Genomic DNA, 25,580 nt, shown 5'->3' with positions numbered 1-25,580 from the left:
GGACGTGAAAAGTGCCGACATGCACCGGGACGGACAGGAGACCTTCATGCCAGACAAGAACCCGGCGGCGCTCGATTTTCTGCTGACGCGCCGCTCCCGCCCGGCCAAAACGCTGACCGGCCCCGTGCCGGATCGCGAAGAGCTCATGCCGATTCTGACCGCCGCCGCCCGGACGCCCGATCACGGCAAGCTGGAGCCTTGGCGTTTCATCGTGCTGGGCAAGCCCGCGCTGACCCGTCTTGCCGATGCGGTCGGCCCGCGCGGGGCGGCGCTGGGCATCGAGCCCGAGAAGATCGAGAAATCCTATCGCCAGTTCGCCGATGCCGATCTGGCCGTCGCCGTCGTCTTTTCCCCGGTCGAAAGCCCCAAGGTGCCCGAGGTCGAGCAACGCTATTCCGCGGGCGCCGTCTGCCTGTCGCTGCTGAACGCCGCTTTGGCCGCCGGTTGGGGCGCCAACTGGCTTTCCGGCTGGCCCAGCCACGATGCCGCGTTCGTTCAATCTGGCCTCGGCCTCGCCGCGCATGAAAGCATCGCGGGCTTCATCCATATCGGCACGGAGACCAGCGCGCCGCCGGATCGCCCGCGCCCGGACCTGTCCAACATCGTGGCTTGGGTGGACGCATGATCCTAGACGATTTCTTCAAGGCGCTGGGCCAGCTTGGCGACCGCCGTTTCCGTAAAGTCCTGCTGCTGGGTATCGGCCTGACCATCGCGCTCCTCGCGGTCATCACCGTCGCGCTCGTCTGGGTGGCGGGGCTTTTCCTGCCCGAAGTCGTCACACTTCCCTTCGTGGGCGAGGTCGCTTGGCTCGACTCGGTGGCAAGCTGGGCCATCGTGGGCCTTATGGTGATCCTGTCGCCCTTCCTGATGACGCCCGTGTCCATCGCGTTCATGGGCATCTTCCTCGACGAGGTGGCGGATGCGGTCGAACAGCGACACTATCCGAACCTGCCGCCCGCCCATGACGTGACCATCCTCGACGGGTTGCGCGATGCGGCGAGCCTGATCCTCGTCACCATTCTGCTCGGCATCCTCGCCTTCGGGCTGTCGTTCTTCATCGGCCCGCTCGCGCCGGTTCTGTTCTGGGTGGTGAACGGCTATCTGCTCGGTCGCGAATATTTCCAACTCGCCGCCATGCGGCGTGAGGGCCGGGCCGGGGCCAACCAGTTGCGCCGCAAGTTCAACGGTCAGGTCTGGCTCGCCGGTATCCTCATGGCGATCCCACTCACCGTGCCGATCCTGAACCTTCTGATCCCGGTCATGGGGGCCGCGACCTTCACGCACCTGTATCACCGTGTGACGGGCCGCGCGGCTGGCTGAATTTTGGCTTTACGCCCCGTTGCATCCGGTTCCGAAGCGCCCAAACTGCCGGTATGAGCGAAATCCTCCACGACTCGATGCCCGCAGACGCGGTATCGCACCCGTTGCCCGGAACCCGGCCCCTTGCCGCGGGCGACTGGCTGCGCCGCGACGAACGCTTCGCCGAGCAGATGGCCTTACGCGATGACTTGGTCCTGCACCGGCGGGAGGACGTGATCGCCCTGCGCCCGGAAGGGGAGGCGCCAGCGCGCGAGGTGCTGGAGGTCGTGTGCCGTGAACTCGGGATCAATGCCGACACCTACGACCGTCCCGATGGCGTGACCGTCGCCATCGACAAGACCGACCCGCTCGCCACCCTCGGGCGGCTCTGTCAGGAGGATTTCGCGATCATGGTCGCGGGCGAGGTCGAACACTGGCTCGCAGGCGGGGTGATCTGCTTTCCCTCACGCTGGACGCTGGCCCAAAAGATCGGGCGACCCCTCACCGCCATTCACACGCCGGTCGAAGCCTATGATGACGGAATGGCGAAACGGGTCCAGCGGCTGTTCGACTGCGTGCGGGTGGGTCAGCCGCTCGTGCGCTGGAACAACCTGTCCTACCTTTTCGGTGACCTGCACAACCCCAAGCCGGAGTTCACGCCGGAACCTCCCGGCGAGCCGCGCCTATTCCGTCGCCGCGAACGACAGGTCCTCGTGCGTCTGCCCGAAACCGATGCGGTGGTGTTTTCGATTCACACCTATCTGGTGCGGGCCTAGTTCGGCACCCGCTCGCCCAGGTAGTTGTTCCAGTCGAGCATATCGACGGTCACGATTCCCGACAGGATGATCGCCACGACGCCGATCCAGATCGGAACGGCGAAAAGCGTGGTCATCAGCATCGTGCGTCCGAGGCGGAAGTTCGACGGCGCACCCTCATGCGTGCCGGGCACCACGTCGCCATCCTCGGCCTGCGTGCGCATGATGATCGGCAGGACGATGAACAGGGTCATGAACCAGATCACGACGAGAAGGACGGCACCGCCGGTGATGGACATCAGACCTGCTCCAGCTCGATCAGGCAGCCGTTGAAGTCTTTGGGATGCAGGAACAGCACCGGCTTGCCGTGGGCGCCGATCTTGGGTTCGCCGCTGCCAAGCACGCGCGCGCCGTCGGCTTTCAGCTTGTCGCGGGCGGCAAGGATATCGTCCACCTCGTAGCACATGTGATGGATGCCGCCCGACGGGTTCTTTTCCAAAAACCCCTTGATCGGGCTGTCTTCGCCCAACGGGTAGAGCAATTCGATCTTGGTGTTCGGCAGTTCGATGAACACGACCGTCACGCCGTGGTCCGGCTCGTCCTGCGGATCGCGCACGGTCGCGCCCAGCGTGCCGCGATACTGCGCCGCGGCGGCGTCCAGATCCGGCACGGCGATGGCCACGTGATTCAGGCGTCCGATCATGTCTCTCTCCCTCGTAAGCGTCGTTTCCGCTTATGCCCAAGGGCCGCAGGGCACGCAAGGCTCCGGCGAAAACGTCGCATCAGACCTTCGTGTTAACCGCCTGTTCACCGAATCAATGCGTGACTGTCGGGTGTAAGGAGGGCGCCATGCTCGATGATCTGTTTCCCGTTCAGCCGAAACCCACGGCCGCCAAACCGTTGTCGGGAATGACCGTGCTCGTGGTCGAGGACAGCCGTTTCGCGTCCGAGGCTTTGCGCCTGCTCTGCGTTCATTCCGGGGCGCGGGTGCGCCGGGCCGATTGCCTGACCTCGGCACGTCGCCACCTCAAGGTCTACCGCCCGAGTGTCGTGATCGTGGACCTCGGCCTGCCCGATGGGTCGGGCGAAGATCTGATCCGCGAACTCGACACCGCCCTGCCGCGTGTTCCGGTGATCCTCGGCCTGTCCGGCGAACCGGATGGCGAAGACACGGCCCGTGCCGCCGGTGCCGACGGATTTCTTGCCAAGCCGGTCGAGGGTCTCGGGGCGTTCCAGATCGCCGTTGTGAACGCGCTGCCCGAGGCGGACCGCCCGACGGGCTTGCGCATGGTGCCGTCGGGCGAGGTGCACCCGGACCATGCCGTGCTAGACGAGGACATTCTGAACGCCTGTGACCTGCTCGCGGCCGCGCGGTCGCGCGAAGACTACGACTATCTCGCGCATTTCCTGCATGGGCTGGCCCTGTCGGCCCATGACGGGGAACTGACCGCAGCGGTCGAAGCGATCCGAGAGGACCGGATCGACGAGGTCGAGGCGCTGCTGCGCAGACGTCTTGGCGTGGCCGAGGGCTGATCAGCGCCTGAGGGCCGGGTCGGAGGCAACCCGAACCAGCGCGGTCAGATCGGCCAGACGTTCCTTCTGCCGCCCGTCGCGGTCGAAATTGGCCGGGTTCAACCAGACACCGAACGCCTCTTTCAAGGCGGGCCATTCGCTGTCGATCACCGCGAACCACGCCGTGTCGCGATTGCGCCCCTTCACCACCATGTGCTGCCGGAACACGCCCTCGTAGCTGAACCCGAGCCGCTGGGCGGCACGGCGCGAGGCGAGGTTCAGCGCGTTGCACTTCCATTCATAGCGCCGATAACCGGCCTCGAACGCCCATTGCATCAGCAGGAACATGGTTTCGGTCGCGGCGGGCGTGCGTTGAAGCTCCGGCGAGAAGGTGATGAACCCGACTTCGATCGACCCGGCCTCGGGCGATATTCGCAAGAGTGAGCAGAACCCGACCCACTTGCCGCGCTGAACGTCGCGGATCGCGAAGAAATACGGATCGTTCTGCGCGGTCGCGTCGCGCATCCACCGATGGAAGGACGACGACGAGGCGAAGGGGCCGACGGGCATGTAGTCCCACAACTCATCATGGCCGTCGAAGACCCGAAACAGGTCGGCGGCGTGTTTGGCCGCGTCCAGAGGTTCGAGCGACACGAACCGCCCGTTCAGTGTCAGCCCGTCCGGGCGGGGCGGTGCGGTCCATCCGGTGACCTCGCGCCCCAAGTTCTTTTCGTCAGCCATGAAACCCTTGGAATATTAACCATTTTCTAAGGGGTATTGTGGAATGACTGCCCCTGTAAATCCCCCAAAGCGTGCCAATTGCGGCACCGGGGTTGCGCATTTCTGCCCCAATCGGGCGGCAGGTTGACGATACAGACGGACAAGGTGGTTCACAGGCACCTCGTCCGCCATGGTCAGGAGAGAATGATGCAAAACGTGTTCGAACGCTTCACCAACCAGAAAGACGGCAACGCCCTTGTGGACTGGGCCGTTCTGTTCACGGGTCTGGCGCTGATGGTCACGTCGATTGCACTGACGCTGTCGCATGGCCCCGACACGGTTTCGTCCGAAGCGGACGTCCCGGTGATCGTGGACCAGATGGCCGGCTGACAGCACGAAAATTCGAGGGACGGCGGCGCGGCTTGAAAAAGGTCGCGCCGTTTTTCGTTTCGTAACGTCGCAATCGGGAACCCGCCTGCGCGCCATCGCGTTATCCGCCCAACGACGATCAGCCACGTAAAGGACGAGCCATGCCCTCGATCTACGACGCCATCATCGCGGACCATGAAAAGCACCGCGACCTGCTGGATAAAATCGCCAATACCGAAGGCGACAGCCCGGAACGCCGCAAGGCGTGGAATGCGTTCTACTGCGACATCAAAAGCCACTCCGCTGCCGAAGAGGAAGAGTTCTACTCCAAGCTCATGGCCGAGACCTGGGGGCAGGACGCCGCCCGCCACTCGGTCGCGGAACATCACGAGATGGACGAAATCGTGGAAGAGCTGAACGAGATGGACATGTCGTCGCCCGGCTGGCTGACCCGCTTCAAGACGCTCAAGCACGACTACGAACATCACATGGAAGAGGAAGAAGACGAGGTCTTCACCCGCGCGAAAAAGGTCGTCGGCGAAGAAGATAACGACGCCTACGGCCAGCGTTTCCTTGATCGCAAGGAAAAGGAACTCGGGCTGGTCCAGAAGAAAAAAGAGGACCACCTCGAGGATTGAGGTCTAAAGGTGCACTTCAATCGGAAACGCCCGCGCATTGCCGCGGGCGTTTCTCGTTTCAGAACCGGAACCCCGGCGGATAGTCGTGCAGCCCGTCGAAATCGGCCTTGCCGATGTCCATGCCGCCCTGCCTGAGCACCGCGAACCCGATCGACAGGTGGAACATGAAATTGGGTATCGCGAACAGGTTCAGGTAATCCGCCCCGCGCTGGTCGAGATCCGCGAACCCTGCAAGGTGCCTGATGCGCCGCGCTTCGGCCCCCTCGAACGCGGCCGGGTCCATCGTCACCAGCCGTTCATGCGCGAAATCGATCCGGGTCAGAATGCCCTCACGATCCATTGCCGCGCTCGGGAACTCCGGCACCGGCTCACCGATCAGCGGAAAGGTCCCGCGCAGCGAAAAGCCAGCCGCCGTCGCGAATTGCTGGGCCGCCGAAAACATATCCGGGGCGAGCTTGCCCTCAAGCAGCTCCGGTCGCCCGCGACAGGCGGACACCAGCCCGCGCGCCTGTTCGAGGTAGTGCAGGAAAACCGGCACCGAAGCCTGATAAAGCGCCGGTGCCGCCATGTCAGTCTTTCGGCTGCTCGATGACGCGCAGCGACAATTCGCGAAGCTGCTCGTTCGTCGGCTCCGACGGCGCGTCCATCATCAGGTCTTCGGCGCGCTGGTTCATCGGGAACATCATGACCTCACGGATGTTCGCCTCGTCGGCGAGCAGCATGACGATCCGGTCGATCCCGGCGGCACAACCCCCGTGCGGCGGAGCGCCGTACTGGAACGCGGTGGCGAGACCGCCGAAGCGTTTCAGCACCTCGTCCTGCCCGTAACCCGCTTTCTCGAACACGCGGAACATGACCTCGCGCTTGTGGTTGCGGATCGCACCCGAAATCAGCTCATAGCCGTTGCAGGCGAGGTCGTATTGATAGCCGAGCACCGCCAGCGGATCGCCGTCGAGATCGTCGAGGTTCTGCGGCATCGAGAACGGGTTGTGCGAGAAGTCGATATCGCCGGTTTCCTCGTCCTTCTCATACATCGGGAAGTCGACGATCCACGCAAAGGCGAAACGGTCCATGTCGGTGAGGCCAAGCTCTTCACCGATCACGGTCCGCGCCTTGCCCGCCACACGCTCAAAGCTTTCCGGCTTGCCGCCGAGGAAGAACGCCGCATCGCCGACGCCGAGGCCAAGCTGCTCGCGGATCGCCTCGGTGCGCTCCGGGCCGATGTTCTTGGCGAGGGGGCCTGCGGCTTCCATGCCGTTGTCGCCGTCACGCCAGAAGATATAGCCCATCCCCGGCAGGCCCTCTTTCTGGGCGAACGCGTTCATCCGGTCGCAGAATTTGCGGCTGCCGCCACCGGGCGCCGGGATCGCGCGGATTTCGGTGCCGTCTTGTTCAAGCAGTTTCGCGAAGATCGCGAAACCCGACCCTGCGAAATGTTCGCTGACGACCTGCATCTTGATCGGGTTGCGAAGGTCCGGCTTGTCGGTGCCATACCACAGCGCCGAGTCGGCGTAGCTGATCTGTTCCCACGTCGTATCGACCTTGCGGCCACCGCCGAACTCTTCGAACACGCCCTGAATGACCGGCTGGATTGTGTCGAAAATGTCCTGCTGCTCGACGAAGCTCATTTCGAGGTCGAGCTGGTAGAAATCGGTGGGCGAGCGGTCGGCGCGCGGGTCTTCGTCGCGGAAGCACGGCGCGATCTGGAAATACTTGTCGAAGCCCGACACCATAATGAGCTGCTTGAACAGCTGCGGGGCCTGCGGCAGGGCATAGAACTTGCCGGGGTGCAGGCGCGAGGGCACGAGGAAGTCGCGCGCGCCTTCGGGCGAAGAGGCCGTGATGATCGGCGTCTGATATTCGCGGAACCCCTGATCCCACATCCGCTTGCGCATCGACGCGATCACGTCCGAGCGCAGCGTGATATTGCGCTGCATCTCTTCGCGGCGCAGGTCGAGGTAGCGATAACGCAGGCGGGTTTCTTCGGGATATTCCTGATCGCCGAACACCATGAGCGGCAGTTCCTGCGCGGCCCCCAGCACTTCCATGTCCTGAATGAACACTTCGATCTCGCCGGTGGGCAGCTTCGGGTTCACCAGGCTCTCGTCACGCGCCAGAACCTTGCCGTCGATGCGGATGCAGTATTCCGAGCGGAGTTTCTCGACCTCGGCAAACACCGGGCTGTCCTCGTCCGCCAGAATCTGCGTCACGCCGTAATGGTCGCGCAGGTCGATGAACAGGACGCCGCCGTGGTCGCGCACGCGATGCACCCAGCCTGACAGGCGGATGGTATCGCCCACGTTGGCCTTGGTCAGATCGGCACAGGTGTGGCTGCGATAGGCGTGCATGATGGTCCCTCGGGGTCGATTTCAGTCCGGGCCGATACACCTTGCGGCGGGGGTGAAGTCAAGCCCGACAGGGGGAAATGCACCGGAGTGGGAACCTTTGTGCGCAAAGGAACCTTTACAGAACAGACATTTTTGCCAAACATTAACGTGTGAGGCGGCGTTTCGGGTGGGATCTTTCCCGACGACGGAACCGTTGCGGGAAAGAGCAGACACGCGATTTGGGAAGCCGGCGGGAAAGGCGCCGGCCAATCAGGGAGCCTGCTATGTGGACTGCTTTGCTTGACGTCATGCTGAAACATTTTTTCCGGCATGGCACACTTCACGTCACCATGCCCGACGGCACGTCGCACCGATACGGGTCGGGTTCGCCGGAAACGCATGTGCGGGTCCGCGACAAAGGCATCATCAAGGACTTGGTGTTGAACCCCGAGCTTGCCATTGGCGAAGGCTATATGGATGGCCGGATCGAAATCGACGATCTGCGCGGGTTCTTCGCCGTTGCGATCCCAGCGATCTACAAGGCCGAGCGGCCTTGGTTCCAGAAGCCTCTCGATCTCACCAAACAGACGTTCCGCAAACTCGCGCAGTCCAACAGCCTGCTCAAGTCGCGCTCGAACGTGTCGCATCACTATGACCTGTCGGGTGAGCTTTACGATCTCTTCCTCGATGCCGACCGGCAATATAGCTGCGCCTATTTCGCCCGACCCGACATGACGCTGGACGAGGCGCAGGAGGCGAAGAAGCATCACATCGCGCACAAGCTGCGGATCGAACCGGGCATGAAGGTGCTCGACATCGGCTGCGGCTGGGGCGGCATGGCGCTGACGCTCGCGCGCGACTATGGCGCGCACGTGGTCGGTGTGACGCTGTCGAAGGAACAGCACGCCATCGCGGTGAAACGCGCCCAAGACGCGGGGCTGTCCGACCGGATCGATATCCGGCTTCAGGATTACCGCGACGTGACCGAGTCGTTCGACCGGATCGTGTCGGTCGGCATGTTCGAGCATGTGGGCGTCCCCTATTACGACCAGTATTTCGGCAAGGTGAAGGACCTGCTCAAGGATGACGGCCTCGCGCTGATCCACACCATCGGGCATGTGGGGCCGCCGAATTACTCCGACCCGTGGATGGTGAAATACATCTTCCCCGGCGGCTATTCTCCGGCCCTGTCCGAAATGGTCGCGCCCATCGACAAGCACTACCTCGTCCTTCAGGATATCGAGGTGCTGCGCACGCATTATTCCAAGACGCTCGGTCACTGGCACGACCGTTTCATGGAAAAAGCCGACAAGGCCCGCGCGCTATACGACGACCGCTTCGTGCGGATGTGGCGTTACTACCTGCTGGCGATGGAGGCGGCGTTCCGCGACGGATCGCTCCTCGTCTATCAGGTGCAGATCGGGAAGACCTTCACCGCGGCCCCGGTCACGCGCGATTATCTGTATCCTTACGAGGGCGAGGTGTCGGACAAGGACGCTTACGCGAAGGCGGCTGAATAACCGTCCGTTAACCGCTTTTACCTGTGCCCACTCGCGTCTAAGGTGCACGCCGACAGACAGACGCGAGCGGGACAATCAATGTTTGCAGGTATGCTCAGGCGCATGGTTCAGCGCCTCGTCACCGACGGTGACCTGACGATTTCATGGCCCGATGGGGTGCGCGAACGCTACGGCGACGCCATCGGCACGCCCGTCCATCTGCGCATCACCGATGCCGGGCTCATGAAGCGCCTGATGCAGAACCCAGAACTCGCGCTGGGCGAGGGGTATATGGAAGGTGGGCTGACCGTCGACGACGACGATCTCACCGGCTTTCTGCGCCTCATTTCGCGCAACGTCCGCAAGAACGGGTCGGGCCGGTTCTCGGCCGCGGCGGCGGGCGCGCGCACCGGGTTGCGCCGGATCGCCCAGCACAACCCGCTTTCGGTCGCCCGGCGCAACGTCGAGGTGCATTACGACCTGCCGACCGAACTTTACAAACTCTTCCTCGATCAGAACCTGCAATATACCTGCGGCTATTTCCGCGAACCCGATATGGATATCGACGCGGCCCAGATCGCCAAGATGGATCACATCGGGAAGAAGCTGCTGATCGAGCCGGGGATGCGCGTGCTGGACATAGGGTCCGGCTGGGGCGGGCTGTCGATCCACTTGGCCAAGACCTTCGGCGCGCAGGTCACGGGGGTGACGCTGTCGAAAGAGCAGCTAGCCGAAGCCGAAAGGCGGGCCGAGGCCGCAGGGGTCGCGGACAAGACCGATTTCCGCCTGATGGATTACCGTCATCTCGACGAGACCTTCGACCGCGTCGTGGTGGTCGGCATGATGGAGCATGTGGGCCAGCCGCAATACCCCGTCTTCATGAATCAGATTTCCAACGTGCTCGCCCCCGATGGCGTCGCGCTGGTTCACACCATCGGGCGCACCACGCCGCCCGGCCAAACCTCGCCCTTCATTCACAAGTATATTTTCCCCGGCGGCTATATACCGGCCATGTCCGAAGTCATGTCGGTCGTCGAGAAAACCGACCTGCTGCCCACGGATATCGAGGTATGGCGCGACCACTACATCCGCACCATGCAGGCGTGGAAGGCACTGTTCGAGGAACACGTGGACACGGTGCGCGAGATGTTCGACGACAGGTTCGTCCGCATGTGGCGCTATTACCTGACGGCCTCCGAGATGAGTTTCTCGGAGCTTGGGCTTGTCATCTTCCAGTTCCAACTGGCACATAATCAGCACGCCGTTCCGACCAATCGCGAGTATCTTTATCCATGACCCGTGACGCCCTGATTGCCGCGCTGATCGCCGGGGTCTGGGCCGTCGCCATCGTCATGCTGAACTGGGGGTCGTGGAAGATCGACCTGTCCGCGATCTACTATGCCGCGCGCTCGTTCGGAGAAGGCCTACCCGCGCTGGTCTATGACGCGGGGCCGCGCCCCTTCCTGACCGACCCGCCGGTCGAGTGGATAAACTGGGCGCAGGGGGAGGGGTTCTCGGCCCCGCAGTTCACCCCCTATCTCTACCCTCCGCTCTGGGCCGCCGCACTTGCGCCTGCCGCCACCTCGGTCGGCGCTCAGGTCTTTTTCGACGTTTCTCTGGTGCTGAACGCCGCCGCCACCGTCTGGATGGTGTGGCTCGCTTGGCGGCTGATGCGCCCGATCCAGATCGGCCCGGTGGGCTGGGCGCTCCTGTCCTTCGCGCTGATGATCGCGACCGCACCGGGATACATGGCGTTCTGGTTCGGTCAGCCGCAGGTGATCGTCTCGGCCTTCATCCTCGCCTCGTTCGTGGCGCTGGCCGAGAAACGCGACATCCTTGCAGGTGGGTTCCTCGCGCTGGCGGCGATGGCCAAAATCTCGCCCGTGCTGCTGGCGCTCATCTTCATCATGGAGAAGCGGTGGACGGCGCTCGCCAGCTTCGCTGTTTTCATGGCCGTCCTGTTCCTCGCCTCCATCGGCACCGCCGGATGGGCGCTGCACCCCGAACTCGTCGCCAAACTGGCCGCAATCGAGGCGCAGATTCTCATCAGCCCGCTCAACGTGTCGCTCGAACAGGCGTTTTACTATGCCCGCTACATGCTGACGGGCGAGGGCGACCTGACCGTGCGGCCCCACATGGTGCCGGAAACCGCGTGGATCGCCTGGCTGACCCGTGGCTTTCTGATCGCGGCCACGGCGGCGCTCTGGTGGGGCACCCGCAATCTCGCCCTTCGGCTCAGGCTCTGGACCCGGCTCATGGGCCTCGTCCTCATTACGTTGCTCGCCAATCCGCTGGGCTGGGTCCACTACCTGATCCTGCCGCTGATCCTGTTGCCGGGCCTGATCGAAGTCCTCCCGCGGCGCATCGCGATCCTCGGAATCGCCCTGATCGCGCTGCCCCTCAGCCTGCCGGTGTTCATCTATTTCGGCGATACGCGCGGCATTGGACTGCTCCCCGTCCTGCTCAACACCGGCGCGACGCTCGTCATGCTGGGCTTCGTGGTGCTTGCGGCCCGGCGCGAAGCGAACCCATAGGGGATTTTCAAGAAACCCCCCTTGCCCCCGAACGCCTCGTGTCTATAACCCACGACAATTTGCGGACCGGGCCACCCGGGCGCCGCTGGCCCTTTGCCGAGGTGACGTCATGCCGAAAAGAACCGACATCCAGTCCATCATGATTATCGGCGCGGGCCCCATCATTATCGGGCAAGCCTGCGAATTCGATTACTCCGGGGCGCAAGCCTGCAAGGCGCTGCGCGAAGAGGGTTATCGCGTCATCCTCGTGAATTCGAACCCGGCGACGATCATGACCGATCCGGGTCTGGCCGACGCCACCTACATCGAACCGATCACGCCCGAGATCGTCGCCAAGATCATCGCCAAGGAAAAGCCCGACGCGCTTCTGCCGACGATGGGCGGGCAGACCGGGCTGAACACCGCACTGGCGCTTGCCGACATGGGCGTGCTCGAAGAACACGGCGTCGAACTGATCGGCGCCAAACGCGAAGCCATTGAAATGGCGGAAGATCGCAAGCTCTTCCGCGAGGCGATGGATCGTCTGGGCATCGAGAACCCGCGCGCCACCATCGTCACCGCGCCCAAGAAAGCCGACGGCAAGGCCGACCTCGAAAAGGGCGTTCAGATCGCGCTCGAAACGCTCGAGGAAATCGGCCTGCCCGCGATCATCCGCCCTGCCTTTACCTTGGGCGGCACCGGGGGCGGCATCGCCTATAACCGCGAGGAATACATCTATTACTGCCGCTCGGGGATGGATGCCTCGCCGGTGAACCAGATCCTCGTCGACGAGTCGCTCCTCGGCTGGAAAGAGTTCGAGATGGAGGTCGTGCGCGACAAGGCCGACAATGCCATCATCGTCTGCGCCATCGAAAACGTGGACCCGATGGGCGTTCACACCGGCGATTCCATCACCGTCGCGCCCGCGCTGACGCTGACCGACAAGGAATACCAGATCATGCGCACGCACTCGATCAACGTGCTGCGCGAGATCGGGGTGGAAACCGGCGGCTCCAACGTCCAATGGGCGGTGAACCCCGAAAACGGCCGGATGGTCGTGATCGAGATGAACCCGCGCGTGTCGCGCTCGTCCGCGCTGGCGTCGAAGGCCACGGGCTTTCCTATCGCCAAGATCGCCGCGAAACTGGCCGTCGGCTATACGCTGGACGAGTTGGACAACGACATCACCAAGGTCACGCCGGCCTCGTTCGAGCCGACCATCGACTATGTCGTCACCAAGATCCCGAAATTCGCCTTCGAGAAATTCCCCGGCTCCGAGCCGGCGCTGACCACCGCGATGAAATCGGTGGGCGAGGCGATGGCGATCGGCCGCACGATCCACGAATCGCTGCAAAAGGCGCTCGCTTCGATGGAATCGGGCCTCACCGGTTTCGACGAGGTCGCAATCGAGGGCGCGCCGGACAAGGCCGCCGTCATCGCGGCGCTGTCGAAAAAGACCCCGGACCGGATGCGCACCATCGCGCAGGCGATGCGCCACGGGCTGTCGGATGACGAGATTTTCGGCGTCACCCAGTTCGACCCGTGGTTCCTGGCCCGTATCCGCGAAATCGTCGAGGCCGAGGATCGTGTGCGGCACGACGGCCTCCCGGTGACGGAAGAGGGGCTGCGCGAGCTCAAGATGATGGGCTTCTCCGACGCCCGCCTCGCGATCCTCACGGGCCGCGACGAAGGTCAGGTGCGCCGCGCGCGCCAGAACCTTGGCGTGAACGCCGTGTTCAAGCGGATTGACACCTGCGCCGCCGAATTCGAAGCGCAGACGCCCTATATGTATTCCACCTACGAAGTCCCGATGATGGGCGAGGTGGAATGCGAGGCCCGACCCTCGGACCGCAAGAAGGTCGTCATCCTCGGCGGTGGTCCGAACCGGATCGGGCAGGGGATCGAGTTCGATTACTGCTGCTGTCACGCCTGTTTCAGCCTGACCGACGCGGGATACGAGACCATCATGGTCAACTGTAACCCCGAGACGGTTTCGACCGACTACGACACGTCGGACCGCCTGTATTTCGAGCCGCTCACCTTCGAGCACGTCATGGAAATCCTGCGCGTCGAGCAGGAGGCGGGCACGCTTCACGGTGTCATCGTTCAGTTCGGCGGCCAGACCCCGCTGAAACTCGCGAACGACCTGTCGGCGGCGGGTATCCCGATCCTCGGCACCTCGCCCGACGCCATCGACCGCGCCGAAGACCGCGAGCGGTTCCAGGACCTCGTGAACAAGCTGGACCTGAAGCAGCCGAAGAACGGCATCGCCCATTCGGACGAGGAAGCCCTTGAGATCGCCGAAAGCATCGGCTTCCCGCTGGTGATCCGCCCGTCCTACGTTCTGGGTGGTCGCGCCATGGAAATCGTGCGCGATATGGACGGGCTCAAGCGGTATATCCGTGACGCCGTGGTCGTGTCCGGTGACAGCCCCGTGCTGCTCGACAGCTACCTGTCCGGCGCGGTGGAGATCGACGTAGATGCGCTTTGCGACGGCAAGACCGTGCATGTCGCGGGCATCATGCAGCATATCGAAGAGGCGGGCGTCCACTCCGGCGACAGCGCCTGTTCGCTACCGCCCTATTCGCTGTCCGACGGGATCATCGACGGCCTCAAGGCTCAGTCCGAGGCGCTCGCGCTGGAGCTTGGCGTCGTCGGCCTGATGAACGTCCAGTTCGCGGTGAAGGATGGCGAGATCTACCTGATCGAAGTGAACCCCCGCGCCTCGCGGACCGTGCCTTTCGTGGCGAAAGCCGTGAATTCGCCCATCGCCTCGATCGCGGCACGCGTGATGGCGGGTGAGACGCTGGACACCTTCGATCTGATCGACCCGCTGATCGACAAATACGCGGTGAAAGAAGCGGTCCTGCCCTTCGCCCGGTTCCCCGGCGTCGACACGCTGCTCGGGCCCGAAATGCGCTCGACCGGCGAGGTCATGGGGTCTGACAAGAGCTTTGCGCGGGCTTTCCTCAAGGCGCAGCTTGGCGCGGGCACGATGCTGCCCACCGAGGGCACCGTGTTCTTTTCGATCAAGGACGCCGACAAGACCGACGAAATGGTCGAGACCGCCCAAATCCTGCGCGACATGGGCTTCACCATCATGGCCACCTCCGGCACCGCCAAGTTCCTGAACGACGCGGGTATCGAAACCGAAGTCGTGCGCAAGCAATACGAAGGTGGGCGCACCATCGTCGACATCATGAAGGATGGCCTCGTCCAGCTTGTGATGAACACCACCGAGGGCGCGCAGGCGGTCGAGGACAGCCGCACGATGCGCTCGGTCGCGCTTTACGACAAGATCCCCTACTTCACCACGGCGGCTGCCAGCCACGCGGCAGCCCGCGCGATGCAATCACGGCTCGAGGGCGAGTTGGAGGTGGAGGCGCTGCAAAGCGCCTGACGCCGATCAAGTCGGGAAAACGCAAAAGGGGCGGCCTTGAACGGGCTGCCCTTTTTTCGTGCCTGAATGCGCGGCGTTAACGAATTCGCGGTCGGAGAGTGACTCAAGTCATTGAAAGAAAAAGGTTTCATTTGCACTAGGATACTAGAATCCTAGTATTCTGGTATCCTGAACCAAACCATCCGCACCCCCACGCCGGGCCACCGCGCCCCCCACGCCGCCAGCCTATTATGTCGGTTTATCCTGAGCGGATGTCGCGCCGCTCCTGTCACGCCGCGCCCGTCCCGTTATGCTTGCCCCATGTTCATTTCGGTATTCGACATCTTCAAACGCGGCATCGGCCCCTCGTCTTCTCACACGATGGGCCCGATGGTGGCCGCTGTCCGCTTTCTCGACGCCCTGCGAAGCGACGAACGCATCCCGGGCGCGGGTGACATGGCCGGTCTTCGTGTCAGCCTGCACGGCTCGCTCGCCTGGACGGGCAAGGGGCACCATACGGACCGGGCGGTGATCCTGGGCCTGCTCGGCGAGCGGCCCGAGACGATGGACCCGGACCGGGGCGAGGCACTGATTGCGCAACTCGCCAAGTCGCGCAGCCTCACGCCCGAGGGCCTGCCGCCGCTCAGGTTCGACCCTGAAACCGACGTCGAATTCGACTTCGGCCCGCCGCTCGAACACCACGCCAACGGCATGATCTTCCGAGCCTTCGACGGGGCGGGAAACCCTTACATGACCACCGCCTATTTCTCGGTCGGCGGCGGTTTCGTCATGACCGAGGCCGAGCTCACCGCCGAACACTCCACCTCGCTGTCCGATCAGAAACGTGCGCTGGGCTATCCCTATCCCTTCGGTTCCGCCGCCCAGATGCTCGCCATGGGCAAGCGCGCGGGGCTGACGATCGCCCAGATGAAGCGCGCCAACGAAGAGGCGAACGGGATCGCCGATCTCGATGCGGGCCTCGACGCGCTGGCGGACGCTATGATGGACTGCATCGACCGGGGCTTCGCGAACGAGGGCATTCTGCCGGGCGGTCTGAACGTAAAACGCCGGGCGAAGAAGCTTCACGACGAACTGACCGCGACGAGATTCTCCAACCGCAACGCCCCGCATGTGGTGAACGACTGGATTTCGGCCTACGCCATGGCGGTGAACGAGGAAAACGCCGCCGGGGGCCGGGTCGTGACCTCGCCCACCAACGGCGCTGCGGGCACGCTCCCGGCCGTTCTGCGCTACTGGCGCGATCACATGGCGGACGAGGTGACGGAGGAAAAGCGGCGTGACTTCCTGCTGACCGCCGCCGCCATCGGGGGGCTTATCAAGGCCAACGCTTCGATTTCAGGGGCCGAGGTCGGCTGTCAGGGTGAGGTCGGGTCGGCCTCCGCCATGGCCGCCGCCGGTCTGTGTGCGGCCCTTGGTGGCACGAACGAACAGATTGAAAACGCGGCTGAAATCGCGCTGGAACATCACCTCGGCATGACCTGCGACCCGGCCAAGGGCCTTGTTCAGGTGCCGTGCATCGAACGCAATGCGATGGGCGCGATCAAAGCGGTGTCCGCGGCTTCCCTCGCCCTGCGCTCGGACGGCGAACACATCCTGCCGCTCGACAATTGCATCCGCGTGATGATGGAGACGGGCCGCGACATGGATGTGCGCTACAAGGAAACCTCGCAGGGCGGTATCGCGGTCAACCTGCCGGAGTGCTGAGGCTTGCCAGACTCCGGTGCGCTGCTACCCTTGGGCACGTATTTCCAAGGAGCCACGCCATGATCCCCCGACTTGTTCTCGCCGCGCCCTTCGCGCTGATCGCCAGCCTCGCTGCCGCCGACGTCACTGGCACTTACACCGCCCAAGGGCGCAACCCGGATGGCAGCGCCTATTCCGGTGCGGCCGAACTGGTGCAGGAGGATGGGTTCGTTTCGATCCGCTGGACCATCGGGGGGCAGACCTACACCGGGCAGGGGCCGTTGAACGGCGATGTCGTGACGATCGACTGGGGCAGTTCGGCCCCGCTCGTCTACGTGATCATGCCTGATGGCGAGTTGCACGGGACATGGGCGGACGGCACCGCGCTCGACAAGCTCATCCCGCGCTGACTACGCGGCGACGAGAAACCCCGAGAACGCCTCGTAATCCGCCGCCGCCTCGGCCCGGATGATGGCGCGCGTCTCGGGCTTGAGATCGCGCATCTTGAGCGGCTCGTGCGACACGACCTGCGCGGGCGGCGGGAGCGTGATGCGCCGCCCGGTCATGCAGGACAGATCGGACACGACCTCGCCCAGCCGGCCTGCATCGTAGATGTGGTCATAGGCACCAAGGTCGGGTCCGGTGAAGACCATCTGTTTCATCGCGTGATGCTTGATCGCGAAGGAGGCCGCGCGATAGCGGTCGAGGTTCTGGAAGAAAAAGTCCGGTTCGGGCCGCGTCGGCATGTCGATCCGGCCCCGCCGCACATCGGCGGCATAGGCGAGCACGTCACGCCCGAGGATCAGGTCCGTATAGACGGCAAGCAGGCGCTCGATCGGGTCGCGGATGACTGTGAACCGCCAGAAGTCGGCCGAGCGGGCGAAGGTCTCGGAATTGAACCGCCGGGTCGGCATGTGATTGTGGACCCAGGCCGGATCGTCGGCCTCGGGCAGGGTCTTGCCAAGCGTCGCCAGAGCGGTCTTGACCACTGTGCTGCCCGCTTTCGGCACCGGCGCATAGGCCAGCTCGAACTCCTCGAAATCCACCATCGGATGATCCTCGTCTTTCCCTTGGCAAACAGGGTTAAGCGGGGATTAAGGCGCGTTCTGGACTAAATCGGACAGAAATCGGGGTATTGTTTCAGGACGTGGGGCTGGCTCAGGCCAGCCGTCCCCACAGATCGTATTCGCCCGCCTCGTCCACGACGACCGAAACGATCTGACCCGGTTTCAGGTCCTCGTGGCCTTCGTCGATGAACAGGCAGCCGTCGATCTCCGGCGCGTCGGCCTTGGTGCGGCAGGTGGCGGCGTCTTCCTCGACCTCGTCCACGATGACCTCGATGGTCTTGCCCACCTTGGCGGCGAGCTTCGCCTCGGAAATCGCCTGCGCCTTCTCCATGAACCGATGCCAACGCTCTTCCTTCACCTCGTCCGGCACATGGTCCGGCAGGGCGTTCGACCTCGCGCCATCGACGTTTTCGTACTGGAAACACCCGACCCGGTCGAGTTGCGCCTCGTCCATCCAGTCGAGCAGCACCTGAAACTCGTCCTCGGTTTCGCCGGGATAACCGACGATGAAGGTGGAGCGGAGCGAAATGTCGGGGCAGATCTCGCGCCACGCCGCGATCTCGTCCAGCGTGCGCGCCGCCGCCGCAGGCCGTGCCATGCGTTTCAAGACGCCCGTGTCGGCATGTTGGAACGGAATGTCGAGATAGGGCAGGATCAGCCCTTCGGCCATCAGCGGGATCAGCTCGCGCACATGCGGGTAGGGGTAGACATAGTGCAGCCGCACCCAAGCTCCGAGCGACCCCAGATCGCGGGCAAGGTCGGTGATATGGGCGCGGTGTCCCCGCTCTTCGGCGTATTTCAGGTCGAGCCCGTAGGCCGATGTATCCTGCGATATGACGAGGAGTTCCTTGACCCCCGCCTCGACCAGCTTTTCGGCCTCGCGCACGATCGCATGGGCCGGGCGCGATTGGAGTTTGCCGCGCATGTCCGGGATGATGCAGAACTTGCAGGCGTGGTTGCAGCCCTCGGAAATCTTCAGATAGCTGTAGTGGCGCGGGGTCAGTGTCACCCCGGTCGCGGGCAGCAGATCGACGAAAGGGTCAGGCTGGGGCGGGACGGCCTTGTGCACCGCATCCAGAACCTGCTCGTACTGATGCGGGCCGGTGACCGCCAGAACGCTCGGGTGCGCGCCGGTGATATACTCCGGGTCCGCGCCCAGACAGCCGGTGACCAGCACCCGCCCGTTCCGGTTCAGCGCCTCGCCAATCGCCTCGAGGCTTTCGGCCTTGGCGCTGTCGAGAAATCCGCAGGTGTTCACGATGACCGCATCCGCGCCCGCGTAATCCGGGCTGATCGCATAGCCCTCGGCCCGCAGGCGGGTCAGGATGCGTTCGCTGTCCACCAGCGCCTTGGGGCAGCCAAGGCTGACCATGCCGATTTTGGGCTGGCCGGGGCGCGAGTCTTCGCGCAGCACGGCACGGGCGAGGTCGGGGCGAAGATCGGGCGGGTTCGTGGACATCAGCGGGATATACGCGCTGCCGTGGCTTGTGGAAAGGGGCACGATCCCGCGCCGCGTCGGCCTCGGCGCCGGGCCGCTGGCAAGGTGTCTATTCCGAAACGTCCTCGAGCCGGGGCGAGGTCGCCGCCGCGCTTTCGACCACCTGACCGGCACGTGCCGTGGCATTGGCCAGATACCGTTGCACCGTCTGGGGGCATCCGCCTTCGCACGGCACGAACTCGCTGCCGATCTTCACTTCCTGACCGGCCGGCACCCAGCTTTCCACGACATTTCCCGACACCCGGACAAGCTCCACTCTCTGCATTTCCCAGATGTCGAATTTCTGGCCGTTCACGGTGACGGTGTTGCCGGTCCGATAGGTCCGCGTTTCGCCGAGGTCGCAGGCCGCGAGGGCCATGAGTGCGCCGAGGGCAAGAATGGAAATTGGCTTCAATATCGCCTCCTGAAATGAACAGTGCCCGAACATGGGCCGAAGAAACCGATCACTTCACCAGTTCGCGAAAGACCGCTTTTCCGCAGTCCGGTTCGCATTGCAGGAACTTGTCGCCGACCCGAACGACCTCGGCCGTAGTGACCTTGGGCAAGCCGCCATAGGTGTTGGTCACTTCGGCCTTCAACGCGTAGATGTTGTAGGGGACACCATCGTGGATGACGGCGCGGCCAGTCTTTTCATAGGTCCAGCTGTCGGTGCAGCCGACCAGTGTCACGGCGAATGCGGCGAGCGCGGCCAGTCGTATCATGCGCGATCCTCCCCCGGTGCAGGTGAACCTTAAACGGCGAAGAGATTCGGCGCAAACTTGGGGCCGGGTCGGGGCCGCCTAGGGTTGGCGCGTATAGGGACCGGCGAACCGGATGAGCAGGTCGGGGTCCGGCTTCGCCGCATAGCGTAGGATGGCCGCACCGCATGACGGGGCGCAGGCCACATACCCGCCGTCGACGCGCACGACGATCTCCGCTGCCTCCTGCCCCGCAGCGCGGGCGTCCTGTGCGATGGCGACCGGATAGGCGTTGCCGCCCTGCACCACGACATGACCCGTCGGAATGATCGCGCGAGGGGTGTCGCAACCGATCAGGAAGAAGCAGGGGATGAGGGCCAGACGACGCATGTGGTCGAGCAAGGCAGATGGTTACGACTTCGTAAACGGGGGATCGTGTGCCGTGGTAAACGACGGCGCCTAATTGTTTCCGATGTGGAAGCAAATGCCATCAGCCGGGCGCCTCGCCCGGCAAATGTCGCGCAATTGATCGGTCTGTCCGACCTAGCGGACGATGTAGGTATCCTCGGACGACGGCAGACCCGGCACGCCGTAGTGGCGTGCGACGGTGCCCTGACAATCGGATTGCGGGCAATCCATCATCTCGCCCTCGATCATCACGTAATGGCGCGTGTCGATCACGGTGCCGGTGTCGGTATCGACCTGATGTTCGGTATAGGTTTCGTAATCGCTACCGTCGAATGTGGTGGCGCCACCGACGACCATCATGCCGCCCTTGGTGCTCGCCACAGCGATCTGATTGCCGCCGGTCTCGTGCAAGGTGATGGCGTGATCCTTGGGCGCGAACAGTGCGCAGCCGCCCAATACGAAGGCGACGGGTAATGCCAGAATGACTTTCATGAACCTGCTCCCTGAAATGGATGGTTAATGAAAGGATACGGTCGGGATCGGATTCGAAGCAACGCCGGATTTGGAAACAATCGGCGCGGGCCTAGTCCTTGGACTCCCAGAAGATGATGCGATTTCCGAACGGGTCGTTCAGCATGACTTCGCTGGCCCCCCAGCTTTGGTGCTGGATTCCGGGGCGCAGACGCTTGTGGCCGCGTTCCGTGATCTCGGCATGGAACGCTTCGATGTCGGCGACCTCGATCCGAACCGCGCTGCCGGGTGCGGCGTCGCCGTGATGCTCGGACAGGTGCAACTCGCAGTCGCCGCGCTTGACGCTCATGTAAAGCGGCAGATCGGGGGCGAAGCGGTGCTCGAACACCACCTCGAAACCCAGGTAACGCAGGTAGAAATCCCGCGCCTCGGCCTCGGAGAACGAGCGCAGGATCGGAACCGCCGCGCCCGCCTTCATATCAGCGTTTCCGGTCACGACGCGAGGACATGGGCTGGAACGCCACGCCCACATGCGCCTCGCAATAAGGCTTGCCCTGCTGGACCGGCAGGCCGCAGAACCAGAAATCCTCGGTCGCGGGGTCGCCAACGGGCCATTTGCAGGTCCGCTCGGTCAGTTCCAGAAGCGACAGCTTCTTGGCCGACTTCTCGATCTCGGACACCTTTTTCAGCGCCTCCGGGCTGATCTCGTTCGCGCTGGGCTGCGGCGGCAGCGGCTGACCGGCGGGGATGATCTGCTTGCGCGCAGGCGTCACCGGCTTGGCGGCGGGTGCGGCCTCGGCGGCGGCAGGCTCGGCCTTCGGCTCCGCCGCTTTCGCGGTCGCGGGCTTTTTCGCGGCGGGCTTGGCTGCCGGTTTTTCCTTGGCCGGGGCCTTGGCGGTCGTCGCCGGGCTGCCGCCCGCGCGGTTGGACAGACCAAGCCGATGCACCTTGCCGATCACGGCATTGCGGGTCACGCCGCCCAGTTCCTTGGCGATCTGGCTGGCCGACTGGCCCTCGGACCACATCTTTTTCAGGGTTTCGACTCGTTCGTCTGTCCAGGACATCGCGTTTCCTCGTGGGCCTGATCGGGCCGTATCTAGCGTCAGGCGCGTATTCTAGCCACCGGGGCCGGGGTTACAAGGTGAAGGCCGCTATATGGATCAACCGGGCGCACGTTTCAACCGTCCCTCGCGCCACGCCAGCAGTGCGCCGCCCGCCACGATGACGCCCGCGCCAAGCGCGCTGGTCGCGGTGGGCCATGTGCCGAAAACGATCCCGTCGTAAAGCGCGGCGAATACGAGCGTCGCGTAGAAGAACGGCGAGGCGAAGCTGGCATCCGCCCGGCGCATCGCCTGAATGAAACAGGTCTGGGCCAGCGCCATGACGAACCCGATCCCGGCTAGCACCGCCCAGACCCGCGCATCGGGCATCTGCCACACCCACAGGGCCGAGGCGGCGATGGTCGCGATGGTCAGACCCATGCCGTTGTTGATGAGCAGGATCTGAAGCGGTCGCTCGCGGTCGCTGAGAAACTTGATGAGCGTGATCTCGAACGCCATGAACCCCGCCGCCGCCAGTGCCAAGAGCGCACCGGGCTCGATCGTGCCTGTGCCGGGACGAAGCAGGATTGCGCCGCCGGTGAGGGTGATCGCCGCCGCCGTCCAGCGCCACGGCCCGATCCGCTCGCCCAAGATCGGGATGGCGAGGAACATGGCGAAGACCGGATTTAGGAACGAGATCGCCGTCGCATCGCCCAATGGGATGATCTGCACCGCTGCGAAGGTCAGCGAAATCCCGGCCCAGCCCGAGAACGAGCGCCCGGCATGAACCGCCCACTTGGGGCGGGTGTAGCGCGGGCGCAGGATCAGGTTGGCCGCCGCGATCCCCAGAAAGGCGAACAGGAACCGCCCGTGACTGACCTGAAGCGGATGCAGCCCGGCCTCGCCCGCGACCTTGGCCAAAAGCGTCGTTCCCGCCACCAGCGCGGCGGCGAGCAGCATGAAGCCCACGGCGGCGAGCGGTTGTTGCGGGGTCGGGGTCATGCGGGGCCACATCGAAATCGTAAAGGGTCATCGCCCCATACGCCCGGTTCGTGGCCGAGGAAAGAGATGGACTTTCGCCCCGGACCGAAGTATCGCCGCACCCATGAACGCACGGACCCATACCGCTGATTGCCGACGCCGCCGCACCCGCGCCTGACGTCCGCTTCCGTTCGCCCCTAAAACCCTCTTAAATCGTTGACACCGGCCCGCCCTTGCGGCACCCAAAGGCCTCTTTTTGAAGGATGACGCCATGATCCCGTCCGTTCTGCCGACCTATGCGCGCGCGAAACTGAACTTCGTCAAAGGCGAAGGCAGCTGGCTGATCGAGGAAGGGGGGGACCGATACCTCGATCTGGGCGCGGGCATCGCGGTGAACGCGCTGGGCCACGCGAACCCCGACCTGATCGGCGCGTTGACCGCGCAGGCCCACAAGCTCTGGCACGTCTCGAACCTTTACGAGATTCCGGGGCAGAAGGTGCTGGCCGACAAGCTGGTCGAAGCCTCTTTCGCGGACACGGTGTTCTTCACCAACTCTGGCACCGAGGCCGCCGAACTCGCCATCAAGATGGCGCGCAAGTACCACTATGACCGCGGAGACACCGACCGGGTCGAGATCATCACCTTCTCCGGCTGCTTCCACGGCCGCTCCACCGGCGCCATCGCGGCCTCGGGGGCCGAGAAGATGGTGAAGGGCTTCGGGCCGCTCATGCCCGGCTTCGTCCATCTCGAATTCGGTGACCACGATGCCCTGCGCGCCGCCGTGACCGAGAAGACCGCCGCGATCCTGATCGAGCCGGTGCAGGGCGAGGGCGGCATCCGCCCGGTGCCCGATCAGTGCCTCAAGGGTCTGCGCGACCTGTGCGACGAGACCGGGACGCTCCTGATCTTCGACGAGGTGCAGTGCGGCGTCGGCCGGACCGGCAAGTTCTTTGCCCACGAATGGGCCGGCGTCACGCCCGACATCTGCATGTCCGCCAAGGGCATCGGCGGGGGCTTCCCGCTGGGTGCGGTTCTTGCGACCGAAGATGCGGCCTCGGGCATGGTCGTCGGCACGCATGGCTCGACCTACGGCGGCAACCCGCTGGCCATGGCCGTGGGGATCAAGATGGTCGATGTCGTGACCGGCAACGGCTTTCTCGACGACGTGAACCGCAAGGCCGGGCTCCTGCGTCAAAAGCTCGAAGGGTTGATCGACGCGCATCCCGACATCTTCGACAGCGTGCGCGGCGTGGGCCTGATGCTTGGCCTCAAGTGCAAGGTCGCGCCTGCCGATCTGGTGGCCGCTGGCTATGACGCCCAAGTCATCACCGTGCCCGCCGCCGACAACGTGGTGCGCCTCCTGCCGCCGCTCAACATCACCGACGAAGACATCGCCGAGGGCGTGGCGCGGCTCGACGCCGCTGCAACGGCGCAGGAGGCCAAGGCATGAGACATTTCCTCGACATCAACGCCACCGACCCGGCGGACCTGCGCACCATGCTCGACGAAGCCCACCGGATCAAAGCCGGGCGCGCCGATGCGGCCAAGGGTGTGCCGGACGACGAACAGGCATTGGCCGGAAAGGTCGTCGCGCTGATCTTTGAAAAACCCTCGACCCGGACGCGGGTTTCCTTCGACGTGGGCGTGCGCCAGATGGGCGGTGAAACGCTGGTCCTGTCGGGGTCGGAAATGCAGCTTGGTCACGGCGAGTCGATCCCCGACACCGCCCGCGTTCTGTCGCGTTACGTCGACCTCATCATGATCCGCACGTTCGAGGAATCCGCGCTGCAAGAGCTGGCCGAGTTCGCGACCGTCCCGGTCATCAATGGCCTGACGAACCGCACCCATCCCTGTCAGATCATGGCCGACATCCTGACGTATGAGGAACATCGCGGCCCGATCGCCGGGAAAAAGGTGGTCTGGACCGGCGACGGCAACAACGTCTGCGCGTCCTTCATCCACGCCGCCGGGCAGCTTGGCTTCGATTTGACCTACACCGGCCCCGAGCGGCTCGACCCCGACCGCGAGTTCGTCGAGGAAGCGCGCGCCAAGGGCGTGAAGATCGAGATCGAGCGCGACCCACATGCCGCCGTCAAGGGGGCTGACCTCGTGGTGACGGACACGTGGGTTTCGATGCACGACGCGCCCTCGACCCGCGAACGCCGGCATAACCTCCTGCGGGCCTATCAGGTGGACGACCGGCTCATGGCGGGCGCCAACCCCGACGCGCTGTTCATGCACTGCCTGCCCGCCCACCGGAACGAAGAGGTCACCGACGCCGTCATGGACGGCCCGCAATCGGTGGTGTTCGACGAGGCCGAGAACCGCTTGCACGCCCAGAAAGCGATCATGCGCTGGTGCCTGGGCGTCTGAGTTGCCAACCGGGCGGCTTTGACCCAAGGTGCCCGCAAGGCCGCCTGACCGAAGGATACGAGAATGAGCGCCATCTTCATCCAGATCCGCTGCAAGCCGGGGTCGACCTATCGCGTGGCCGAGGAAATCGTGCTGCGCGAACTGCACTCCGAGCTTTACTCGACCAGCGGCGACTATGACCTTCTGCTCAAGCTCTACGTGCCGGACGGGCAGGACGTGGGCCGATACGTGAACGAGCAACTGCTCGACGTGCCGGGGATCGAGCGATCCCATACGATCATGACGTTCAACGCGTTCTGAGCCGAACCCGCCCTTTTCAGTCCTGCCTTCGGATTGCGCGCCCCGCCCGG

29 protein-coding genes are annotated in these 25,580 nt (G+C 64.1%); 15 read left to right on the top strand and 14 right to left on the bottom strand.

Features of this window, described 5'->3' with window-relative positions; translation table 11 throughout:
- Positions 1-46: 46 nt before the first annotated feature.
- From FCT00_RS16480 to FCT00_RS16470, 3 genes are read left to right on the top strand one after another with little or no spacing between them, the layout of a single operon-like run.
- Positions 47-625 carry a nitroreductase family protein gene (locus FCT00_RS16480; protein ID WP_138423881.1) on the top strand — a complete coding sequence of 193 codons (579 nt, stop codon included), beginning with the start codon at positions 47-49 and terminating at the stop codon, positions 623-625.
- Positions 622-1,320, top strand: a complete 699-nt coding sequence (locus tag FCT00_RS16475) for an EI24 domain-containing protein (protein WP_008331324.1) — start codon at positions 622-624, stop codon at positions 1,318-1,320. The genes FCT00_RS16480 and FCT00_RS16475 overlap by 4 nt, the downstream gene beginning before the upstream one ends.
- 53 nt (positions 1,321-1,373) lie before the next feature.
- The gene (locus FCT00_RS16470; protein WP_138423880.1) at positions 1,374-2,075 is read left to right on the top strand and encodes a heme-dependent oxidative N-demethylase family protein; all 702 of its coding nucleotides are present in this window, start codon (positions 1,374-1,376) and stop codon (positions 2,073-2,075) included.
- Here the strand turns inward: FCT00_RS16470 and FCT00_RS16465 are convergent.
- Positions 2,072-2,353, bottom strand: a complete 282-nt coding sequence (locus tag FCT00_RS16465) for a DUF1467 family protein (protein ID WP_138423879.1) — start codon at positions 2,351-2,353, stop codon at positions 2,072-2,074. The genes FCT00_RS16470 and FCT00_RS16465 overlap by 4 nt on opposite strands.
- On the bottom strand, positions 2,353-2,757 hold the full coding sequence (mce, locus tag FCT00_RS16460; protein ID WP_008331319.1) for a methylmalonyl-CoA epimerase: 405 nt from the start codon (positions 2,755-2,757) through the stop codon (positions 2,353-2,355). Before mce ends, FCT00_RS16465 begins: the two co-directional genes overlap by 1 nt.
- Before the next feature lie 146 nt (positions 2,758-2,903).
- On the opposite strand from mce, the gene FCT00_RS16455 reads away from it, so the two are divergent.
- The gene (locus FCT00_RS16455) at positions 2,904-3,587 is read left to right on the top strand and encodes a response regulator (RefSeq protein ID WP_138423878.1); all 684 of its coding nucleotides are present in this window, start codon (positions 2,904-2,906) and stop codon (positions 3,585-3,587) included.
- Here the strand turns inward: FCT00_RS16455 and FCT00_RS16450 are convergent, their stop codons facing one another.
- A complete protein-coding gene (locus FCT00_RS16450) occupies positions 3,588-4,307 on the bottom strand; it encodes a GNAT family N-acetyltransferase (RefSeq protein ID WP_138423877.1) in 720 nt (239 codons plus the stop codon). It lies immediately after the preceding gene.
- Positions 4,308-4,493: 186 nt separating this feature from the next.
- Between FCT00_RS16450 and FCT00_RS16445 the strand changes: the two genes are divergently transcribed.
- On the top strand, positions 4,494-4,676 hold the full coding sequence (locus FCT00_RS16445; RefSeq protein ID WP_138423876.1) for a hypothetical protein: 183 nt from the start codon (positions 4,494-4,496) through the stop codon (positions 4,674-4,676).
- Between the two features lie 140 nt (positions 4,677-4,816).
- Positions 4,817-5,293, top strand: a complete 477-nt coding sequence (locus FCT00_RS16440; protein ID WP_008331311.1) for a hemerythrin domain-containing protein — start codon at positions 4,817-4,819, stop codon at positions 5,291-5,293.
- 58 nt (positions 5,294-5,351) lie between these two features.
- On the opposite strand, the gene FCT00_RS16435 is transcribed toward FCT00_RS16440, so the two are convergent.
- Both FCT00_RS16435 and aspS read right to left on the bottom strand, forming a co-directional pair.
- The gene (locus tag FCT00_RS16435; protein WP_008331310.1) at positions 5,352-5,861 is read right to left on the bottom strand and encodes a DUF1993 family protein; all 510 of its coding nucleotides are present in this window, start codon (positions 5,859-5,861) and stop codon (positions 5,352-5,354) included.
- A 1-nt stretch (position 5,862) separates the two neighbouring features.
- Positions 5,863-7,641, bottom strand: coding sequence for an aspartate--tRNA ligase (gene aspS / locus FCT00_RS16430; RefSeq protein WP_138423875.1), 1,779 nt, complete (start codon positions 7,639-7,641; stop codon positions 5,863-5,865).
- A gap of 263 nt (positions 7,642-7,904) precedes the next feature.
- Between aspS and FCT00_RS16425 the strand changes: the two genes are divergently transcribed.
- The 6 genes from FCT00_RS16425 (at position 7,905) to lfb1 (ending at position 17,125) form a co-directional block, all read left to right on the top strand.
- Positions 7,905-9,140 carry an SAM-dependent methyltransferase gene (locus FCT00_RS16425; RefSeq protein WP_138423874.1) on the top strand — a complete coding sequence of 412 codons (1,236 nt, stop codon included), beginning with the start codon at positions 7,905-7,907 and terminating at the stop codon, positions 9,138-9,140.
- 102 nt (positions 9,141-9,242) lie between these two features.
- Positions 9,243-10,415, top strand: coding sequence for an SAM-dependent methyltransferase (locus FCT00_RS16420; protein WP_138423873.1), 1,173 nt, complete (start codon positions 9,243-9,245; stop codon positions 10,413-10,415).
- A complete protein-coding gene (locus tag FCT00_RS16415; protein WP_138423872.1) occupies positions 10,412-11,653 on the top strand; it encodes a glycosyltransferase family 87 protein in 1,242 nt (413 codons plus the stop codon). Before FCT00_RS16420 ends, FCT00_RS16415 begins: the two co-directional genes overlap by 4 nt.
- A gap of 109 nt (positions 11,654-11,762) precedes the next feature.
- Positions 11,763-15,032 (top strand): carbamoyl-phosphate synthase large subunit, encoded by a 3,270-nt coding sequence (gene carB, locus FCT00_RS16410; RefSeq protein WP_138423871.1) that lies wholly within the window; start codon positions 11,763-11,765, stop codon positions 15,030-15,032.
- A gap of 300 nt (positions 15,033-15,332) precedes the next feature.
- Entirely contained in the window at positions 15,333-16,736 is a 1,404-nt protein-coding gene (locus FCT00_RS16405; protein ID WP_138423870.1) for an L-serine ammonia-lyase, read from the top strand.
- Between the two features lie 59 nt (positions 16,737-16,795).
- Complete coding sequence (gene lfb1 / locus FCT00_RS16400; RefSeq protein WP_138423869.1) at positions 16,796-17,125, top strand: LIC10280 family protein; 330 nt, start codon at positions 16,796-16,798, stop codon at positions 17,123-17,125.
- On the opposite strand, the gene FCT00_RS16395 is transcribed toward lfb1, so the two are convergent.
- The 9 genes from FCT00_RS16395 to FCT00_RS16355 all read right to left on the bottom strand — a co-directional run bounded on the left by FCT00_RS16395 (position 17,126) and on the right by FCT00_RS16355 (position 22,878).
- Complete coding sequence (locus tag FCT00_RS16395; protein ID WP_138423868.1) at positions 17,126-17,764, bottom strand: sulfotransferase family 2 domain-containing protein; 639 nt, start codon at positions 17,762-17,764, stop codon at positions 17,126-17,128.
- Positions 17,765-17,873: 109 nt separating this feature from the next.
- Positions 17,874-19,241, bottom strand: coding sequence for a 30S ribosomal protein S12 methylthiotransferase RimO (rimO, locus tag FCT00_RS16390; protein WP_008331295.1), 1,368 nt, complete (start codon positions 19,239-19,241; stop codon positions 17,874-17,876).
- An 88-nt stretch (positions 19,242-19,329) separates the two neighbouring features.
- Positions 19,330-19,674 (bottom strand): hypothetical protein, encoded by a 345-nt coding sequence (locus FCT00_RS16385; protein WP_138423867.1) that lies wholly within the window; start codon positions 19,672-19,674, stop codon positions 19,330-19,332.
- Positions 19,675-19,723: 49 nt separating this feature from the next.
- Positions 19,724-19,981, bottom strand: a complete 258-nt coding sequence (locus FCT00_RS16380) for a hypothetical protein (RefSeq protein ID WP_138423866.1) — start codon at positions 19,979-19,981, stop codon at positions 19,724-19,726.
- 78 nt (positions 19,982-20,059) lie between these two features.
- Positions 20,060-20,347, bottom strand: coding sequence for a hypothetical protein (locus FCT00_RS16375; protein WP_138423865.1), 288 nt, complete (start codon positions 20,345-20,347; stop codon positions 20,060-20,062).
- Positions 20,348-20,500: 153 nt separating this feature from the next.
- Positions 20,501-20,857, bottom strand: a complete 357-nt coding sequence (locus tag FCT00_RS16370) for a hypothetical protein (protein ID WP_008331291.1) — start codon at positions 20,855-20,857, stop codon at positions 20,501-20,503.
- Positions 20,858-20,948: 91 nt separating this feature from the next.
- Positions 20,949-21,332 (bottom strand): glyoxalase superfamily protein, encoded by a 384-nt coding sequence (locus FCT00_RS16365; protein ID WP_235889123.1) that lies wholly within the window; start codon positions 21,330-21,332, stop codon positions 20,949-20,951.
- Positions 21,316-21,900 (bottom strand): GcrA family cell cycle regulator, encoded by a 585-nt coding sequence (locus tag FCT00_RS16360; RefSeq protein WP_008331288.1) that lies wholly within the window; start codon positions 21,898-21,900, stop codon positions 21,316-21,318. Before FCT00_RS16360 ends, FCT00_RS16365 begins: the two co-directional genes overlap by 17 nt.
- A gap of 96 nt (positions 21,901-21,996) precedes the next feature.
- Positions 21,997-22,878: a DMT family transporter gene (locus FCT00_RS16355; RefSeq protein WP_138423864.1), complete on the bottom strand. Its 882-nt coding sequence runs from the start codon at positions 22,876-22,878 to the stop codon at positions 21,997-21,999.
- Between the two features lie 250 nt (positions 22,879-23,128).
- On the opposite strand from FCT00_RS16355, the gene FCT00_RS16350 reads away from it, so the two are divergent.
- The 3 genes from FCT00_RS16350 (at position 23,129) to FCT00_RS16340 (ending at position 25,530) form a co-directional block, all read left to right on the top strand.
- Complete coding sequence (locus FCT00_RS16350) at positions 23,129-24,307, top strand: aspartate aminotransferase family protein (RefSeq protein WP_138423863.1); 1,179 nt, start codon at positions 23,129-23,131, stop codon at positions 24,305-24,307.
- The gene (argF, locus tag FCT00_RS16345) at positions 24,304-25,230 is read left to right on the top strand and encodes an ornithine carbamoyltransferase (RefSeq protein WP_138423862.1); all 927 of its coding nucleotides are present in this window, start codon (positions 24,304-24,306) and stop codon (positions 25,228-25,230) included. The genes FCT00_RS16350 and argF overlap by 4 nt, the downstream gene beginning before the upstream one ends.
- 63 nt (positions 25,231-25,293) lie before the next feature.
- Entirely contained in the window at positions 25,294-25,530 is a 237-nt protein-coding gene (locus tag FCT00_RS16340) for an Lrp/AsnC ligand binding domain-containing protein (protein WP_008331284.1), read from the top strand.
- Positions 25,531-25,580 lie beyond the last annotated feature (50 nt).

The organism is Maritimibacter alexandrii, assembly GCF_005871115.1.
Lineage (GTDB): Bacteria > Pseudomonadota > Alphaproteobacteria > Rhodobacterales > Rhodobacteraceae > Maritimibacter > Maritimibacter alkaliphilus.
Note: the sequence above shows the minus strand (reverse complement) of the source record. Positions and strands in the feature narration are given on the sequence as shown.